Source organism: Acidithiobacillus acidisediminis (genome assembly GCF_023277115.1).
In the GTDB taxonomy this organism is placed as follows: Bacteria; Pseudomonadota; Gammaproteobacteria; order Acidithiobacillales; family Acidithiobacillaceae; genus Igneacidithiobacillus; species Igneacidithiobacillus acidisediminis.
On sequence record NZ_JALQCS010000001.1, the window covers coordinates 855030 to 872748 of the forward strand.

Genomic DNA, 17719 nt, shown 5'->3' on the forward strand with positions numbered 1-17719 from the left:
CGGGGGGTTGTGCGGGCCGGGCCTAACAGCGCAGCTCGGCCAGTTCGCTGGCAAATTGTTCCGCCACCCTGCGCCTTTTTACTTTCAGGGTTGGCGTGAGGGTGCCGGTAGCCTCGCTCAGTGGGGCGGGAAGGATGGCAAAGCGCCGCACCTGTTCAAAGCTGGGGAGGCCAGCGAGGGCTTGATCCATGGCTTGGCGAAGTGCTCTTTCCAGGCTACGCTGCTCGGGATTTTCCCCCAGCAGCGACTGCACGATTTCTGGATTGGGGTAGAGCAGGGCGACAAGGTAGGGAAGATGATCGCCGAAGACCACCGCCTGAGCGATTAAAGGCTGGCTGCAGAGGCGCATCTCGATCTTTTGCGGGGCAATGTTTTCCCCCGCACTGTTGACGATCAGTTCCTTCTTGCGCTCCGTGATGTGCAGGTAGCCATCGGCATCGAGCTCGCCCATGTCACCGGTGTATAGCCAGCCATCGATCAGCGCCTCTCGTGTTGCCGCATCGTTGTTCCAGTAGCCGCGCATGATGGAGGGGCCGCGTACAAGGATTTCCCCGTCTTGCGCGATACGCAGTTCCAGATTGGGCAACGGCTTGCCGACGCTGCCTGGGTGGATGGCGCTGAGGGGATTGGCCGCGATGACCGGGCTCGCTTCGGTCATGCCATATCCTTCGAGAATGGGTAGGCCCAAGTGCAGAAAAAATTGTGCGATCTTGGGGTCGAGGGCAGCACCACCAGAAACAAAGTACTGCAATCGTCCACCGAGTTTCTTGCGCATTTGCGCACGCAGCACGCGGCGGCTGAGGGCCGACTGCCAGGCGGCGGGTTCCTTCCCTTCGATTCCGATTCCGCGGCGGAGAAATTTTCCCAACCAGTCATGGCGTTCCTGCAGCGCCCGTAGCGCTCTTTCCTGCAGCACCTGAAAGATGCGCGGTACGGCAATCAGAAGATCGGGATGGATGGCATGCAGGTCACGCAGTACGGTGTCCGGGCGCTCGGCATAGGCAATTTCCAGCCCCAAGAGATAGCCGGCAAAGTGGCCCGTGGCACGCTCGAAGACGTGGCTGAGGGGCAGGACGGAGAGCAGGCGCTGTCCTGCGCGCAGCGGCACGAGGTTCAGGAATCCCTCGATATTGCTGAGAAAATTTCCGTGACTCAGCATCACGCCCTTGGGCCAGCCCGTGGTGCCCGAGGTGTAGACGATACTGGCGAGGTCCTGGCGTTGGATTTCGTTCTGCTCGGCGGCCAACGCCACGGTACTGTCGCTGCCCAGTTCTTCGAGGGACGCCCAGCTCTGCAGATCACCCTCCGGGTATTGCAGAAACAGGTGCTCTCGATCTACGCCCCAGGATTGGGGATCCAAGCGATGGTACATTTCGAGGTTTTGCAGCAGTACCAAGCTGGGGCTGCAGTCCCCCAGCACGTAGTGGATCTCGCGTGCGCCAAAGCTACTATAGAGGGGTACCGTAATGGCGCCGATGCTGAGAATGGCAAAGTCGAAACAGGCCCAGTCCACCGAGTTGGAAGCCATGAGCAAGACGCGGTCACCGCGGCGAATGCCCAGGCGCAGCATGGCACGGGCACGCCGACGCACCCTGTCGGCAAAATCTGTGGCGCGTAGGGGCAGAAACTTCTCCCCCGCCCGCGTCCAGGCAATGGGTCCGTCTGGGTTGCGCTGGCAGCGGGCGAAGAGACCGGCGGGCAGGCTCGCCAGACCGGCTACCGAAAGCCCCATCAGCGCAGAGCTTTTTCGGCCGGGGTCAGACTGCGTTGGAAGCTCTCCAGGGCGAAGACCTGCGTCATGTAATCCTGGGTCGCCTTTGCCCCTTTCGGGATCTCGATGCCCAGGCTGGGCAGGCGCCAGAGGAGCGGTGCCAGAGCGCAGTCGGCAATGGAAAGTTCATCGCCGAACAGATATCGTTGCTGACTGAACAGGGTGCTGAGTTGCGCCAGGGAACGACGCAGGGAGTCCTTCGCCTGCTGCTGCTCTTCGGCGCTGTGACCGGGGCGGAAGAGCGGGTTAAACCAGTCGCGATCCATCTGGGTCAAGCCCACCCGCACGCGGGCGCGGGAGATGGGATCAACGGGAATGAGGGGGGGGTGGGGGAAGCGTTCGTCGAGGTATTCGATGATCAGAAAGGACTCCATTACTGAGAGGTCACGATCTACCAGGGTGGGGACCTCGCCATAGGGATTCAATTCCAGCAGGTCGTCGGGCTTGTCGGCGAAATCAACGTCGACGACCTGGTATTCCATGGCCTTTTCTTCCAGCACGAAACGCACGCGGTGCGCAAAGACGCAATCTTGCGCAGAATAGAGGGTCATCAGGGTCTTTTTGTTGCTCGGTGTTGCCATACAAAGGATCCTCGGGAACAGTAAAGTGGGGTGGAGTCGCCGCAATGATTCAGTAAACCGCAAGTGTATCAGAACTTGTGCGGGAATGGGCGGGGTCGGCAAGGCGAGCTTGGGGAGCGTGGAAATTGGGTGACCAGACGGCCATGATGGCGGCCCCCTATCGATTCGACAGCAGCGTATTGCTCGATGCCCTGGATAGCCGACTGGAGGGGCTGACTGCGGAGGAAGCGGCAGTACGCTTGCAGCGATGGGGCGCCAATCGCTTGCCCACGCCGCCGCGACCCAGCTGGTTGGGCCAATTTTTGCGGCAGTTTCGTGACCCTTTGATTTATGTCTTGCTGGCGGCCTTTCTGGTGACGTTGCTCCTTGGGCACTTGCTCGACGGCACGGTGATCTTTGCCGTGCTGTTCCTCAATGCCCTCATTGGCGCCCTGCAGGAAGGGAAGGCAGAAAATGCCTTGGCGGCAATCCGCAAGATTCTGCGCTTGCAAGCCACGGTGCGCCGCGATGGGGTGTGGCAGACCGTCGATGCGGAAGAACTGGTGCCGGGAGATATCCTGCGCCTGCGTTCGGGGGATCGCGTTCCTGCCGATCTGCGCATCCTCACGGCCCTGGGGTTGCGGGCCGACGAGTCCCTGCTCAGTGGCGAATCCCTGCCGAGCGATAAATCTCCCGCGATCATCGCCGGGGATGTCCCCCTCGCCGATCGTCACAATTTGTTGTATGCCGGTTCCTACCTGCAGGCAGGGCGGGCCGAGGCACTGGTTATTGCCACCGGCAGCGCCACGGAGATCGGCAGGATTCAGGGATTGTTACAGGGGGTGCCAAGCATCCAGACGCCGCTGACGCGGCAGATGCAACGCTTCAGCAAGGCTCTGGCGCTGCTGGTTCTGATTCTTTCGCTATGGATGGTGGGGTTTGGTCTAGCGCGCCAATCTCTGCCGCCATTCGAGCTGTTTCTGGCGGTCATCAGCTTCGCTGTTGCCATCATTCCAGAAGGGTTGCCAGCGATCCTCACGATCACCCTCGCCATCGGCGTCGAGCGCATGGCGCGCCGCCGTGTCATCACCCGCCGCTTGAATGCCATCGAAACCCTGGGTTCGGTGTCCGTCATCTGTACCGACAAGACCGGTACCCTGACCCGCAATGAGATGTTCGCCCGTGGTCTTCGTACCCTCGCTGCCTTTTATGAAGCGACCGGCGAGGGCTATGCACCGGTCGGGACTCTGGCTGGCGCGGAGGGCGAGGATGTCGCTCGCTATGCCGCCTTGGAGGTGCTGAGCCTAGCCAACGACAGCAGTTTACAGGAGCTGGATGGGGTCTGGCGCGTCGTGGGGGAACCCACCGAGGGCGCCTTGCGTGCCCTGGGCGCCAAGGCCGGATTTCCCGAACAGGGCTACCGGCGGCTGGGGGCTATCCCTTTCGAGTCCAGCCATAAGTTTATGGCCGTCCTGGTGCAATGCCCCCATGGGGAGCGCCGTGTCCTGCTCAAAGGGGCCCCGGATCGCGTGCTCGAACGCTGTTCACGGGTACTGCAGGCGGATGGCACAGAGCAAGCCATCGACCCCGTCTTTTGGCAAGGGCAGATGCAGCAAATGGGCAGCGCCGGATTGCGGGTGCTGGCCCTGGCGCACAGGGCAGCCTCTACTCAGGAACATCTGCGTCTCGAGGATTTGGGACAGGGGTTCACCCTGTTGGCATTGGTTGGGATGGTCGATCCGCCCCGCCCCGAGGCCATTAGCGCGATTGCCGAGTGCCGGCGCGCCGGCATTCAGGTGAAGATGATCACCGGCGATCATGCCGCTACGGCGCTGGCGATTGGGCAGGAAATGGGGCTCTTTGCTGGGCAGGTGCCACAGGTACTGACGGGGAAAGAGATTGACCGCATTGCACCCGCCGACCTAGCGGCGGCGGTGCTGGCCACCCAGGTTTTTGCGCGTACCAGTCCAGAACACAAATTGCGCCTGGTCGAGGCCTTGCAGGCGCAAGGAGAGGTGGTAGCGATGACGGGCGACGGAGTCAACGATGCCCCTGCCCTCAAGCGCGCCGATGTCGGCATTGCCATGGGGGTGAAGGGAAGTGAGGCGGCCAAGGAGGCGGCGGATATCGTGCTGGCCGATGACAATTTTGCCAGCATCGCGAGCGCCGTGGCGGAAGGTCGTGCGATTTACGACAACCTGCGCAAGGCGATCCTGTTCATTCTGCCCACCAATGGTGCCCAGGGCCTGGTCATGCTCCTTGTCGTCGTTGCTGGTCTACAGTTGCCACTCCTGCCGCTGCAGATCCTTTGGGTCAATCTGCTGATTGCCGTTACTTTGGCCCTGAGTCTCGCTTTTGAACCAGCGGAAGCTGGCATCATGGAACGCCCGCCGCGCAATCCCCAGGTGACTCTTCTCGATCGGCGCTTTTTTCTCCGTGTCATTCTCGTTTCCTTGAGCATTGCTGGTGCCAGTATGGCCACCTTCTATGAGGAAATCGCCCTGAGCTTGGGCACGGAGACGGCGCGCAGCATGGCGGTCACCACCCTCGTTCTGTGCCAAGCTTTTTACCTGTTCAATGTTCGTCACCTGCGCAGTGGAGTTTCGGCGTGGCGCAGTCTGTTTCGTAATTCGGTCAGCTGGCTTGCCTTGCTGGTACTTCTGTTGCTGCAGCTCGGCTTCCTGTATTTACCGGTTTTGCAGCAGATCTTTCATAGCCACTCCCTGTCGCTCAGGCATTGGGGCATTGCTGTTCTGATTGCCGGCGGCGTCTTTCTGCTCATGGAGCTGGAGCAGTATTTCCTGGATAGGAGCGGCTAATCATGAATGATTGTCAAAATGGATTGCCCAGGCGCAGAGAGTAGCGTTACACTGGCGCGACAGAGAAAAGTTGTATCTTCGCAACACTCGTTGTATGGTTGGCCGTGGAGAAAGATGGGAGGGCGATCCGGGTGATCGCGGATACGGTAATGATTCAACAGCGCACGCTAAAAAACATGATTTGGGGCACCGGCATTGGCTTGCACAGCGGCAAAAAGGTGTACCTTGGATTGCGTCCGGCGCCAGTGAATACCGGGATCGTCTTCCATCGCAGCGACCTGCTGGGAAACGCCTACATCAAGGCTGACCCGCTGCACGTGGTGGATACCCGGCTGTCCACCAACATTGGCGCAGGCGACCTGCGGGTGGGCACCATCGAACACCTGATGTCCGCCTTTGCCGGATTGGGGATCGATAATGTCTACGTCGATCTGGATGGGGCTGAAGTGCCGATCATGGACGGCAGTGCGGCCCCCTTCGTCTTTCTCATCCAGTGTGCTGGGGTGGAAGAACAAAACGCCCCCAAACGCTTCATTCGCATTACCAAGACCCTGGAAGCACGCGATGGTGATCGCTGGGTGCGCCTGGAGCCCTTCGATGGCTTCAAGGTGAGTTTTACCATCGATTTCGACCATCCCGTGGTCCGCAATGGCGGCCAGGAAGTCAGCGTCGATTTCGCGCAAACCTCTTATCTGAAGGAAGTTTCTCGGGCGCGCACCTTTGGCTTCATGCGTGAGGTCGAGACCCTGCGCCGCATGGGCCTGGCCCTGGGAGGCAACCTGGACAATGCCATCGTGGTGGATGAGTATCGCGTCCTCAATGAAGACGGCCTGCGCTATGCCAACGAATTCGTGCGCCACAAGGTGCTCGACTCAATTGGTGATCTGTACCTGCTCGGCCACCCCTTGCTCGGCCATTTCTCGGGACACAAGGCCGGCCATGCCCTGAACAATCAATTGCTGCGTTTATTGCTGCAGCGGGAAGATGCCTGGGAATACATTGACTACGCTTCGCCGGAGCGCACCCCCTTCTCCTTCGTGGATTCCTTGTCGGCAGTACCGGCCTGATCGAGGGTTTCCACCAGACGCAGCAAGGCAGTTCCGAGCGCACCCTCGCTCGTAGCCGCCAGTTGCCGTAAGGCCAGCGGGGCTGGCCCCTCCACCCTGGTCGGCATAGGTTGTGGAGGAAGCTTGGCTTGCTTGGTCCAGGGCCGCACCGTCGCCTCGATCCGCTCCACCGGCTCTTCCGGAAAGCGGGCGCTCCAGCGCTGGCAGACCCGGCGTTGATTGCGGCGCAGCCACGCCAGCCAGACGCCGCTTTCCACCAACACCTGCAGCACGCCACCACGCCAGTCGATCAGCCAAGTGCGTTCCTGGGCTTCCAGGCTGAGCAGGGCGTTCCAATCCTGTTGTCGCTGCTGCAAGTCTTGTCCATGGCGAAACAGTGCTGCCAGGGCCGGGCCTACTTGATCGCGGGCGCGCCGTTTCGCCCGCGTCGGCTTCGTGCTACCCTCGGGCATATTTTTTTGACTTAGAGTTTTGGCATTCATGCTGGGAACCATCATCCGTCATGTCGTGGGCAGTCGCAATGACCGCCTGATCAAAAAAGCTCGCAGTGTCGTTTCCCGGATCAATGGCCTGCAGGACCAGTATCGCGCCATGAGCGACGCGGAGTTGCAGGGTCAGACCGCACGGCTGCGCGAGCGGGTCGCGCAGGGGGAGTCCCTGGATGCGGTCCTGCCCGAGGCCTTTGCCACAGTGCGGGAGGCGGCAGGACGGGTGATGGGCATGCGCCATTACGACGTGCAGCTGATCGGTGGCTACATGCTGCATGAGGGCAAGATTGCCGAGATGCGCACTGGCGAAGGCAAGACCCTGGTGGCCACCCTGCCGGCCTATCTCAACGCCCTTTCTGGTCAGGGGGTGCATGTGGTGACAGTCAACGACTATCTGGCCAGTCGCGATGCGGAATGGATGGGGCGGGTACACCGCTTTCTGGGGCTCTCGGTGGGAACCATCATTGCCAATCTTTCCCCCGAAGAACGGCGGGCCGCCTACGCCGCCGACATCACCTATGGCACCAACAACGAGTTTGGCTTCGATTATCTGCGCGATAACATGGCCTTTTCTCCGGCCGAGCGGGTGCAGCGCGGCCTGCATTACGCCATCATCGACGAAGTGGATTCCATTCTCATCGATGAGGCGCGTACACCCCTCATCATTAGTGGGCCTACTGAGGAAAATACCGATCTCTATCGCCGCGTCGATACGCTCATTCCGCAGTTTGTGGCGGAGGAAGACTTCAGCATCGACGAAAAGGCCAAGCAGGTCCTGCTCACCGAGGAAGGAGTGGAGAAGGCCGAGCAGTTGATGATCGACAACGGCCTCCTGCGTGAGGGGAGCCTCTATGATGTGCAGAATGTCAGCCTGGTCCACCACCTCAACCAGGGCTTACGCGCCCATCACATCTACAAGCGAGAGACGGATTACATCGTGCGCGATGGCGAGGTCTGCATTGTCGATGAGTTCACCGGACGGATGATGACCGGGCGGCGCTGGTCTGACGGCCTGCACCAGGCGGTGGAAGCCAAGGAAGGGGTGGAGATCCAGAACGAGAGCCAGACCCTTGCTTCGATCACCTTCCAGAATTATTTCCGGATGTACGAAAAACTCTCGGGAATGACCGGTACCGCCGACACCGAGGCCTTTGAACTAAATCAGATCTATGGGCTGGAAGTGGTCGTCATTCCCACCCATCGGCCCGTTCAGCGCCGCGATTTTGCGGATCAAATCTATCGCACGGCAGCGGAAAAATGGGATGCCATCATTGCCGACATTGCCGATTGTCAACAGCGCGGTCAGCCTGTTCTGGTGGGTACCACTTCCATTGAACACAATGAATACCTTTCGCATCGCTTGCAGCAGGAAAAGATCGCCCATTCCGTGCTCAATGCCAAGCAACATGAGCGGGAGGCGGAGATTATTGCCCAAGCGGGTGTGCCAGGCGCGGTGACCATTGCGACCAACATGGCGGGTCGCGGCACCGACATCAAACTGGGTGGGAATGTCGAACACCAAATCGAGTTTCTCGAGGCCGATCCGAATCTTGCCGCTGAGGAAAAAGAAAGTCGCGCCCAGGCCCTGACGGATGGTTGGGCGGCACTACACGAGCAGGCCCTGGCCGCCGGCGGTCTGCACATCATTGGCACCGAGCGCCATGAGTCGCGCCGAGTAGACAACCAGCTGCGCGGTCGTTCCGGGCGTCAGGGCGACGTTGGCAGCAGTCGCTTTTACCTCTCCCTCGAGGATCCGCTGATGCGGATTTTTGGTAGCGATCGCCTGGGTGGGCTGATGCAGAAACTGGGCATGAAGCCCGGTGAAGCCATCGAACATCCGTGGGTGAACAAATCCATCGAAAACGCCCAGCGCAAGGTCGAGGCACGCAATTTCGATATCCGTAAACAGCTCCTCGAATATGACGATGTCGCGAATGAGCAGCGCAAGATCATCTACGCCCAGCGCAACGCCTTCATGGACAGCGAAAATCTCCAAAACGAAGTGGAAAGCCTGCGGGAAGACGTTCTCGCGGCCCTGCTCGAGGATTATGCGCCCGCCGGAGTGATGGAAGAGCAATGGGACCTCGAAGGTTTGGAAACCGCCTTGGAGCGGATCTTTGCCGAGAAATTTCCCGTGGGTGACTGGCTTGCCGCGGATCGCACGCTGAATCACGCGGGCCTGCAAGAGCGGATCCTGACGGATGTACACGCCCGCTGGCAAGAGCGAGAGGGCCTGATGGGCGAGGAGATGGCTCGCCACCTGGAAAAGAGCGTCACCTTGCAGGTGCTGGATAGCCAATGGAAAGACCACTTGGCCAGTATGGATCACCTGCGCGAAGGAATTCACCTGCGCGGCTATGCGCAGAAGAATCCCAAGCAGGAGTACAAACGGGAGTCTCTGACGCTCTTCAACGCCATGCTGGCACGGGTGCGTGAGGAAATCGTGAGTACCCTTGCCCATGTGCAGGTCAGCCCAGTATCAGAAACGGCGCCGGAACCCATCGACTGGAGCGCACTCTTCCCCAACCGCCCGAGCACCCAGGGTTTGGTGTTTCAACACCCCGACCTCGCTGGCGGCTCGGCCCAGGACGAAGATCTCGACCTCCCCGCAGTGGCTGCGCTCGGTGCGGTTGCAGCCGCGCCTTTTCAGGCGCCGCACAAGGTGGGTCGCAACCAACCCTGCCCTTGCGGTTCCGGGAAAAAGTACAAACACTGTTGTGGTCGCCTCGACTGAGAAATTGCCATGCCTGTTGCCCTCAATCCCCCCAGTGTGCTTTTGCCAGTTTCCGGTGTGCGGATTGCCGTTGCCGAGGCGCAGATCCGCTACGCGGGACGGCGTGATCTGACCTTGCTGGAGCTGGCGCCTGGCACCCAGGTGGCTGGCGTCTTTACCCGCAATCGTTTTCGTGCCGCCCCCGTGCTGGTGGCCGAGGCCCATCTAGCGGCGCGGCAGGGCATTCGCGCCTTGGTGATCAATACCGGCAATGCCAATGCGGGCACCGGCAGCGTCGGTCAGCGGGCCGCAGAGGACAGCTGCCGGGTGGTGGCCGCAGCCCTCGGCTGTGCGCCGGAGCAGGTCCTGCCTTTCTCTACGGGGGTGATCGGCGAGCCGGTAGATCTCGCTGGCAAGATTGCCGCGGTTTTGCCCCAGTGCCAAGACAATTTGAGCGAGGATCAGTGGCTGGCGGCGGCAGAGGCCATCCGCACCACCGACACCGTCGCCAAGGGCGCATCGCGACAGGTACAGGTGGCGGGGCAGACCGTGACGGTGACGGGCATTGCCAAGGGCTCGGGCATGATTCGCCCGGATATGGCGACCATGCTGGCCTACATCGCCACCGATGCGGCCCTTGCGCCAGAGGCCTTGCCGCCGATCCTGGAACAGGCGGTGAACCGTTCCTTCAATCGCATTACCGTCGATGGGGACATGTCCACCAATGATGCCTGCATCCTCATGGCGACGGGGGCGGCGGGGAATCCGCCCCTGAGTCTGGCTCAGGCTGGAGCCCTGGCGGACGCCATCACCGCGGTGGCGCAGGAGCTGGCCCAGGCCATCGTGCGCGACGGGGAAGGGGCGACCAAGTTCATCCCAATCCGGGTCAGTGGCGGGCGCAGTCCCGAGGAATGCCTGCAGGTGGCCTATCGTATGGCCCACAGCCCCCTCATCAAGACCGCGTTCTTTGCCTCGGACCCCAACTGGGGGCGTCTGCTGGCGGCCATTGGCTCCGCTGGGGTGGCCGACCTGGAGGTAGATCGGATTCAGGTCTGGCTGGACCAGGTGCAGATCGTCCGTGATGGCGCCCGCGACCCGGAGTATACCGAGGCAGCGGGGCAGACGGTGATGGCGCGTTCAGAGATTCCGATTCATGTAGACCTTGGCCGGGGCACGGCGGAAGAACAGATCTGGACCTGTGATCTCTCCTATGATTACGTGCGTATCAACGCCGATTATCGGAGCTGAGTCATGGCGGTAGTCCCGGTGGCGACGGGGGTGTTGCAGCGCGCCGATGGCCGGGTGCTGGTTTCGCTGCGGCCCGAGGGCAAGCCCTGGCCCGGCTACTGGGAGTTTCCTGGGGGTAAGATCGAGCCGGGGGAGGCCCCGGAGGCGGCCCTGGCGCGGGAGCTGGAAGAAGAGATTGGCATTCGCGTGCGGCAGGCCGAGCCCTTCCTGCGCCGCGATCACCCCTACCCCGAGCGCACCGTCGCCCTGCATTTTTTTCGGGTAACGGCCTGGGATGAAGAACCCTACGGGCGCGAGGGGCAACAGATCCGCTGGGTGCAGCCCTGGGAAATTGCCGCCCTGGATTGTCTGGCGCCCAATTTACCCGTGGTGGCGAAGTTATTGACGGAGATGCTACCGCAGCCGCCCCTCTGGCTCATCGCCGACCCGGCGCGGGTGGCGCCGGAGCGGTTTCTCCCGGCCCTGAGGGCCGCCATCGACGGGGGTTTGCGCGCTGTGGTCTTGCGCATCAAGGAAGCCATGGCGCCAGAATTGGCGGCTGCCTTGCCAATCTTCTTACAGCAGGTGCAAGACCAGGGCGTGCAGGTCTTTCTCAACCATCCAGAGCCCTTACCCGAATGGCCCTGCACGGGGCTGCACTGGACCGAGGCCCGCATGCAAGGCGCGTCCCAAGCGCCGGGGCGGGCCTTTGGCGTCTCCTGCCATTCCCCAGCCTGCCTGGAGCGCGCTGCCCAGCTCGGGGCGCGCTATGCCTTGCTCTCGCCCCTTTTTGCCACCCAGACCCATCCCGATGCCGCGGCCCTGGGGCCGGAGCGCTTTGCCGAATGGGTGGCTCCCGCCGCCCTGCCGGTACTCGCCCTGGGTGGGTTAACGCCGGAGCGGGTAGCCGTGGCGCGAGCGGCGGGTGCGCAGGGGGTGGCGGTCCTGTCCGGAATCCTGGAGGCCGCAGACCCGGCCCATGCCACCCAAGCCTTTCTTTCTGCCTGGGAATCCCATGCCTGAACTCTCCGTCGTGATCCCCCTGTACAACGAAATCGACAACGTCACCCCCCTGGTGGAAGCGCTGCGCGCGGCCCTGGGGGATGCCGATGCCGAGGTCATCATCGTCGATGACGGTAGCCGCGATGGCAGTGCCGCGGCCCTGGACCGGGCGGCGGTAGACTGGGCGCCGACCCTGAAGGTCCTGCACCTACAGCGGAATTTTGGGCAGACGGCGGCCATGCAGGCGGGCATCGATGCCGCCCGGGGGGAGGTGATCGTGACCCTGGACGCCGACTTACAGAACGATCCCCTGGACATCCTGCCCCTGGCAGAGCGTCTGCAGAAAGAGCGTTTGGATGTGGTCGCGGGCTGGCGCAAGAATCGTCAGGACGGATTGTTCTTGCGTAAGATCCCATCGCGCATTGCCAACCGCCTCATCCGGCGTCTGACGGGGGTGCGCCTGCATGACTACGGCTGTACCCTCAAGGCCTATCGCGCCTCGGTGCTGCAGAGTGTGCGCCTCTATGGCGAAATGCACCGCTTCATCCCGGCCTGGCTGTCCACCCTGACCTACACCGACCGCATTGTCGAGGTGCCGGTCCGCCATCACCCGCGCCGCGCCGGCAAGAGCAAATACGGCATTTCGCGCACCTTTCGGGTGCTGGTCGACCTGCTCTTCGTCAAGTTCTTTCTCGGCTACAGTCAGCGGCCCATGCATTTTTTTGGCGTCATCGGGCTCTTTTCCCTGTTTGTGGGCTCAGGAATGTTGGTGTATCTCTTTATCGACAAGTTCGTCGAGGGTGCGGCAATTTCCGGGCGGCCCATGCTCATCGCGGGGGTCCTGTTTTTCCTGGCCGGCCTGCAGTTTCTCAATACCGGGATCGTGGGCGAGATGCTCTCCCGCATCTATTTCGAGGCCCAGGGCAAGACCACCTACGTCATCCGCCGGGGAGTGAATCTGGAACCGTGATGGCGCGGCCCATCCCCATCCTCATGTATCACAACATCGCCCGGGCACCCCGGGGGGTAAAGCTGCGTGGGCTCTACGTGAGCCCGGGGCGATTTGCGCGCCAGATGCAGCTCTTGCGTCGCCTGGGCTATCAGGGCCTCTCCCTGACCCGGGCCCTGCCCTGGCTGCGCGGCGAGCGGGACGGTAAGGTCGCCGTGATTACTTTTGATGACGGCTATGTGGATAACCTGGAACATGCCCTACCGGTGCTGCAGTCCGTGGGATTCGGCGCTACCTGCTATGTGGTGAGTGGTCAGATCGGACAATACAACGCCTGGGATGCCGAGGCCTTGGGGGTGCGCAAGCCCCTGATGGATGTGGTGGCGCTGCGGGCGTGGCAGGAGGGGGGGATGGAGATCGGCGCCCATACCCGGAGTCATCCCCACCTGCCCCAGCTGCCGGCGGAGAAGCTGGAGGCCGAGATCCGTGGTAGCCGGGAGGACTTGGAGGATCTGCTCGGCAGCCCGGTGGAGCAATTCTGCTATCCCTATGGTGAGGCAGGTGCACGGGAGATCGCTGTGGCGCAGGCCGCTGGCTTTGTCAGCGCCGTGAGCACCAGGCGGGGGCGGGCGCGGCCTGGCGAGCCCCTCTGGTCCCTGCCGCGGGTGAGTGTGGGCGGGCATCATGCCCCCCACGTCTTTCCCCTGCAGCTCCTCACCCGTCACGAGGACCGTCATTGAGCCCTGCGCCGCGCCTGCTCTGGGTGGGCACCAATCCCGGCGGTGGCGGTACCGAGACCCACATGATCACCCTCTGCCGTGCCCTCGCCGATGCCGGGGTGGAGATGCATGCGCTGGTGCATCCCCAGGGTCAAATCGCCCAGGCCCTGCGTGGCTCAGCGGTACAGCTGCATTACGGTCGCTTTCGTAACAGCGCGGATCCCGATGGCGTGGCTGCCCTGTGGCGCGCCCTGAGACAGGTTCGTCCTCAGTGGGTGATTGGCAGCTTCAGTAAGGAATACTGGCCCCTGGCACTATTGAGTCGTGCCGCAGGCGTGCCTCTGCTCCTGTTTCGGCACATGGATCTGCGTCTGCGCCCGAGTACCCGTTGGCTCTTGTCCCACTGGCCCTTGCGCCTGGTGGCGATTTCGACCTATCTGCGCGAGCGGCTCGTGGCCCAAGGGCTTCCGCAGGCGCGGGTGGAGCTGCTCCCGAACCCGCTGATCTTGGCGGAGTTCACCCGCAACGAGGCGGCGCGGCGACAGTTGCGTGCCGGCCTAGGGCTGGACGAGGGGGATTTTGTGCTGGGCTTTGTCGGGGCTTGGCATCGCGGCAAGGGCGTCTTTGTCCTTGCCGATGCCCTGGACGCCGCTCATGCCGTCGATCCGCGGGTACACGGCCTGTGGTTGGGGGGGGGTGCCCAGGAAGCCGAGCTGCGCGAACGTCTGGCCGGTCGGCCGGGACATCACCTGATGGGCTGGCAGCAGCCGGTCACTCCCTGGTACAGCGCCATGGATGCCCTGGCCCTGCCGTCCATCGAGCCCGATACCTTTGGTCGCGTCTGCCTGGAGGCTCAGGCCTGCGGCACTCCCGTCCTGGGTGCCGCCATGGGGGGGATTCCCGAGAGCTTCGTCCCGGGGCAGACTGGGCTCTTGCTGCCTCCGGGCGATATCACGGCGTGGCGTGACGCCATCCTCCTTCTAGCCATGGATACCACCGAATCTCTGCGCCTAGGCGCCGGTGGCTCGCTATTTGCCCAATCCTTTGCCGCAGAGCGGATTGCCCACGCCCTTCTGCGATCCCTTGATGCCGAGCCACCACCAGTGTAAACATTGCTAGCGGCGTGCGGTCGTCAGCGTCGGTCAATCAAGCGCCTAACACAAAGGATAAGCACACCATGGTACAGAACGACGCCGCTCTGGTGCTGGGAAAGTGGGGATGCCATTCTAGACAATGCCAACGGCTCTACATTTCAGGAAATCGGTAATGGCCTGCTACCTAAACTCATCTCCGGCGAGCTGCGCATTGCAGATGCCAGAGCAATTTCTGGAGCAATTTTGATGACCGCAGTTGCCCAACCACCGCGCATTGAACGCCTACAAGTCAGAAATTACCGCGCGCTGAAGGATGTCACGCTGGAGAAGATGACTCCGCTCAACGTGCTACTCGGACCGAACGGTAGTGGTAAGTCAACGGTGTTCGATGTATTCGCCTTTTTGGCCGAGTGCTTCACCGATGGCCTGCGAAAGGCCTGGGATCGCCGGGGGCGTTTCAAGGAACTGCGCAGCCGGGATCAGGATGGACCGATCGTGATAGAGCTTCAGTATCGCGAGAAGCCCAGAACGCCTTTGATCACCTATCACTTGGAGATTGAGGAGAAGGCCAGGGGCCCGGTGGTGGCACGGGAGTTCCTGCGTTGGAAGCGTGGCCATCCGGCAGCGCCGTTTCATTTTCTTGACTATCAGTACGGCACGGGTAGAGTCATAACCGGAGATGCGCCGGAATCGACCGACACGCGTATCGAAAAACCGCTTTCTGGACCGGATGTGCTCGCTGTCAGCACTCTGGGCACGTTGGCAGAAAATCCGCGCGTCATCGCGCTACGCAACTTCATTACCGGTTGGCATCTATCTTACCTGTCGGCAGATGCCGCCCGCGGTAATCCGGAGGCCGGCGGGGAGGAGCGGCTCTCGCCTACGGGCGACAATCTGCCGAACGTTATCCAATATTTGCGGGAACAGCACCCCGAGCGACTCGAGCAGATCTTCGCAACCCTGCGCCGGCGCATTCCCCGCATCGAGCGGGTGCAGGCCGAAGTGCTACAGGATAGCCGCTTGCTGTTGCTGGTGAAGGATGCGCCATTCTCTACGCCGGTGCTGGCACGTTTCGCCTCTGACGGTACGCTTAAGTTGCTGTCCTATCTGTCCGTGCTTTACGATCCTGCTCCGCCGCAATTGGTTGGCATCGAGGAGCCGGAGAACTATCTGCATCCTCGCCTATTGCCGGAACTGGCTGAGGAATGCCAGCAGGCGGCGGACCGCACCCAGTTGATCGTCACCACGCACTCGCCTTTCTTCATCAATCCGCTGCGCCTGGAGGAGGTGCGTGTGCTCTACCGGGGTGCTGACGGGTACACCAGAGTGCGGCGGGTTGCCGATATGCCCGGCATTGCCGACTTTCTCAAGGAGGGCGCAACGCTGGGTGAGCTTTGGATGGAAGGCCATTTTGATGTGGGTGATCCCCTGGTGATGGGAAACGCCGAATGATGCGGATAGAATTCTTGGTTGAGGAGCAGTCCGCCGAAGAGGCGTTGAAGCACTTGCTACCGCGATTGATAGATGGGCGCGCTCAGTGGAAGCTCATTAACCTGAGCAGCAAATACAAGCTGCTCAAGGTGCTTCCGCAACGGCTGGCCGCTTACCGGAGGTGCATTGACCAGAGCGAAGATTTGCGGATAGTCGTGCTGGTAGATCGTGACCTAGATGACTGCATAGCGCTTAAACGTCAGATGGAAGATACAGCAAAGAGCGTCGGGTTGAGCACTAAATCGGTGCCCGGCCCGGATGGCCGGTTTCTCGTGGTCAATCGCATCGTCATTGAAGAACTGGAATCCTGGTTTATCGGTGACCCGGTGGCATTGCGTAAGGCATTCACCGGTTTGCCTTCAATGGATCCGACAAAAGGCATTTTCCGTAATCCCGACAATGGTGGTTCCTGGGAGGCCTTGCATCGCTTTCTCAAGAGGCATGGCATCTACAAAAGCAGCTATCCCAAAATTGACGCTGCTCGGCGAATAGCGCCGCACTTGGGTCTTCAGTCCAACCGCTCGCGCAGTTTCCAGGTATTTCTCGATGGGGTGGAATCCTTACTGACACAACCCGCATCCCCGTCAACCTCGAGTTGCTTACCCGAGCGTTCCCAGAAAGGTAGCACCCCAGCCACCAGCAAAAAGGAGGGGTAAAGATGGTGATCAAGGGCGTTAGACCCCCTATCCAACCTGAGGGGGCGGTCTTCATGGCCGCGCCCAGAAAGGCAGCGAAGGTGAAGAGAGGACCGGGAACCATCTGCACCGCACCATAGCCTGCCAGAAAGGTGCCATTGCTGATCCAGCCCGAGTCGACGACCGTGCTCTGCAGAAGTGGTAGCACCACATGGCCGCCGCCAAACACCAGGGCCCCGGCACGGAAAAAGCCGTTGATCAGCATTATGGCCGGCAGGGGTAGCCACGCTGCCAGCGCCGGCAGGCCTAACAGCAGGGCAAAGAAGACCATCAGCCAAAGTAGTCCTGCCCGATGGCTGATCGCAAAAGGCAGCGCGGGCGTATCGCTCGGTAACGCTGCGGCCTGGAACAGAAGCAGGCCCAAAAGCCCGGAGGCGAAGATGATGGCCACCTGTCCCATGGGCGTTGGTAGCAAAAGAGCAAATCCGGCAGCCATGGCCATAAGGGTGATCCGAACGCGACTGGCACAGAGACTGTTCCCCATTTGCCAAACCGCCTGGGCGACGATGGCCACTGCAGCAATCTTCAGGCCGTGGAGCAAGCCATTAGAGAGGAATTGGGCGTGATGGGTAACGCCGTAGGCAAAGGCGATCATCACCACCGCCGAGGGCAGCGTGAATCCCAGCCAGGCGAATAGTGCGCCCAGGTAGCCCCGGCGCAGCAGCCCCAGGGTCATGCCCAGCTGACTGCTGGCGGGCCCGGGCAGGAATTGGCACAGGGCAACGAGGTCGGCGTAGTTTGCTTCACTCAGCCAGCGGCGCCGATGAACGAATTCGTCTCGAAAATTTCCTAAGTGGGCGACCGGGCCGCCAAAGGCTGTCAGCCCCAGGCGCAGAGAGGCGCCGAAGATTTGTGCGAGACTCTCCACTTTGGGAGGGTGATGGGTAGTCATGGATGAGGTACCCCGGTCCGCCGAATGGCCTGCAAAGCTGCTGCGATCCTGGAGCCTTTGCTGGTACCGGGAGCCAGCCAAGAAAGCAGCGCCGGAGCGGGCAGCGACATAGAGACCTCGGTCGATGGAAGCATCGGAATTATCGCTAGAACGTGTCTGGAGTCAATCGCTCGAGAAAGTCTCTCTAGATCGCTGGTATTGCCCAAAAGGAAAATCGAACGAGGTTTGGTGG

General features: G+C 61.5%; 13 protein-coding genes and 1 pseudogene. 10 read left to right on the forward strand and 4 right to left on the reverse strand.

Going from position 1 to position 17719, the window contains the following annotated elements; translation table 11 throughout:
* Positions 1-22: 22 nt before the first annotated feature.
* Positions 23-1732 (reverse strand): AMP-dependent synthetase/ligase, encoded by a 1710-nt coding sequence (locus M5D89_RS04385; RefSeq protein WP_248884639.1) that lies wholly within the window; start codon positions 1730-1732, stop codon positions 23-25.
* Positions 1732-2352, reverse strand: a complete 621-nt coding sequence (locus M5D89_RS04390) for a glutathione S-transferase N-terminal domain-containing protein (RefSeq protein ID WP_248884640.1) — start codon at positions 2350-2352, stop codon at positions 1732-1734. Before M5D89_RS04390 ends, M5D89_RS04385 begins: the two co-directional genes overlap by 1 nt.
* Before the next feature lie 125 nt (positions 2353-2477).
* On the opposite strand from M5D89_RS04390, the gene M5D89_RS04395 reads away from it, so the two are divergent.
* Both M5D89_RS04395 and lpxC read left to right on the forward strand, forming a co-directional pair.
* Entirely contained in the window at positions 2478-5150 is a 2673-nt protein-coding gene (locus M5D89_RS04395; RefSeq protein ID WP_248884641.1) for a cation-translocating P-type ATPase, read from the forward strand.
* Between the two features lie 149 nt (positions 5151-5299).
* Positions 5300-6217 carry a UDP-3-O-acyl-N-acetylglucosamine deacetylase gene (gene lpxC / locus M5D89_RS04400; RefSeq protein WP_248884642.1) on the forward strand — a complete coding sequence of 306 codons (918 nt, stop codon included), beginning with the start codon at positions 5300-5302 and terminating at the stop codon, positions 6215-6217.
* Here the strand turns inward: lpxC and M5D89_RS04405 are convergent.
* Positions 6154-6699, reverse strand: a complete 546-nt coding sequence (locus tag M5D89_RS04405; RefSeq protein ID WP_248884643.1) for a DciA family protein — start codon at positions 6697-6699, stop codon at positions 6154-6156. The two genes, lpxC and M5D89_RS04405, sit on opposite strands and share 64 nt — an antisense overlap.
* On the opposite strand from M5D89_RS04405, the gene secA reads away from it, so the two are divergent.
* The 8 genes from secA to M5D89_RS14410 all read left to right on the forward strand — a co-directional run bounded on the left by secA (position 6698) and on the right by M5D89_RS14410 (position 16556).
* Positions 6698-9439, forward strand: a complete 2742-nt coding sequence (gene secA, locus M5D89_RS04410) for a preprotein translocase subunit SecA (RefSeq protein WP_248884644.1) — start codon at positions 6698-6700, stop codon at positions 9437-9439. The genes M5D89_RS04405 and secA overlap by 2 nt on opposite strands.
* A gap of 9 nt (positions 9440-9448) precedes the next feature.
* Positions 9449-10666 carry a bifunctional glutamate N-acetyltransferase/amino-acid acetyltransferase ArgJ gene (gene argJ, locus M5D89_RS04415; RefSeq protein WP_248884645.1) on the forward strand — a complete coding sequence of 406 codons (1218 nt, stop codon included), beginning with the start codon at positions 9449-9451 and terminating at the stop codon, positions 10664-10666.
* 3 nt (positions 10667-10669) lie between these two features.
* A complete protein-coding gene (locus M5D89_RS04420) occupies positions 10670-11668 on the forward strand; it encodes a Nudix family hydrolase (RefSeq protein ID WP_248884646.1) in 999 nt (332 codons plus the stop codon).
* Positions 11661-12617 (forward strand): glycosyltransferase family 2 protein, encoded by a 957-nt coding sequence (locus tag M5D89_RS04425; protein WP_248884647.1) that lies wholly within the window; start codon positions 11661-11663, stop codon positions 12615-12617. Before M5D89_RS04420 ends, M5D89_RS04425 begins: the two co-directional genes overlap by 8 nt.
* Complete coding sequence (locus tag M5D89_RS04430) at positions 12617-13336, forward strand: polysaccharide deacetylase family protein (RefSeq protein ID WP_248884648.1); 720 nt, start codon at positions 12617-12619, stop codon at positions 13334-13336. Before M5D89_RS04425 ends, M5D89_RS04430 begins: the two co-directional genes overlap by 1 nt.
* Positions 13333-14424 (forward strand): glycosyltransferase family 4 protein, encoded by a 1092-nt coding sequence (locus M5D89_RS04435; RefSeq protein ID WP_248884649.1) that lies wholly within the window; start codon positions 13333-13335, stop codon positions 14422-14424. The genes M5D89_RS04430 and M5D89_RS04435 overlap by 4 nt, the downstream gene beginning before the upstream one ends.
* 231 nt (positions 14425-14655) lie before the next feature.
* Positions 14656-15861, forward strand: a complete 1206-nt coding sequence (locus tag M5D89_RS04440; RefSeq protein ID WP_248884650.1) for an AAA family ATPase — start codon at positions 14656-14658, stop codon at positions 15859-15861.
* On the forward strand, positions 15861-16556 hold the full coding sequence (locus M5D89_RS14410; protein WP_431307170.1) for a DUF4276 family protein: 696 nt from the start codon (positions 15861-15863) through the stop codon (positions 16554-16556). Before M5D89_RS04440 ends, M5D89_RS14410 begins: the two co-directional genes overlap by 1 nt.
* On the opposite strand, the pseudogene chrA reads toward M5D89_RS14410, so the two are convergent.
* Positions 16477-17487, reverse strand: a pseudogene (chrA, locus tag M5D89_RS04445) (chromate efflux transporter); the annotation flags it as partial. The gene M5D89_RS14410 and the pseudogene chrA overlap by 80 nt on opposite strands.
* Between the last annotated feature and the right edge of the window lie 232 nt (positions 17488-17719).

Bases quoted from the DNA above. Each gene is read 5' to 3' on its own strand.
- M5D89_RS04425 (WP_248884647.1), top strand. From the start codon at position 11,661: ATGCCTGAACTCTCCGTCGTGATCCCCCTGTACAACGAAATCGACAAC.
- secA (WP_248884644.1), top strand. From the start codon at position 6,698: ATGCTGGGAACCATCATCCGTCATGTCGTGGGCAGTCGCAATGACCGC.
- argJ (WP_248884645.1), top strand. From the start codon at position 9,449: ATGCCTGTTGCCCTCAATCCCCCCAGTGTGCTTTTGCCAGTTTCCGGT.
- M5D89_RS04430 (WP_248884648.1), top strand. From the start codon at position 12,617: ATGGCGCGGCCCATCCCCATCCTCATGTATCACAACATCGCCCGGGCA.
- M5D89_RS04390 (WP_248884640.1), bottom strand. From the start codon at position 2,352: ATGGCAACACCGAGCAACAAAAAGACCCTGATGACCCTCTATTCTGCG.
- M5D89_RS04440 (WP_248884650.1), top strand. From the start codon at position 14,656: ATGACCGCAGTTGCCCAACCACCGCGCATTGAACGCCTACAAGTCAGA.
- M5D89_RS14410 (WP_431307170.1), top strand. From the start codon at position 15,861: ATGCGGATAGAATTCTTGGTTGAGGAGCAGTCCGCCGAAGAGGCGTTG.
- lpxC (WP_248884642.1), top strand. From the start codon at position 5,300: ATGATTCAACAGCGCACGCTAAAAAACATGATTTGGGGCACCGGCATT.
- M5D89_RS04385 (WP_248884639.1), bottom strand. From the start codon at position 1,732: ATGGGGCTTTCGGTAGCCGGTCTGGCGAGCCTGCCCGCCGGTCTCTTC.
- M5D89_RS04405 (WP_248884643.1), bottom strand. From the start codon at position 6,699: ATGAATGCCAAAACTCTAAGTCAAAAAAATATGCCCGAGGGTAGCACG.
- M5D89_RS04420 (WP_248884646.1), top strand. From the start codon at position 10,670: ATGGCGGTAGTCCCGGTGGCGACGGGGGTGTTGCAGCGCGCCGATGGC.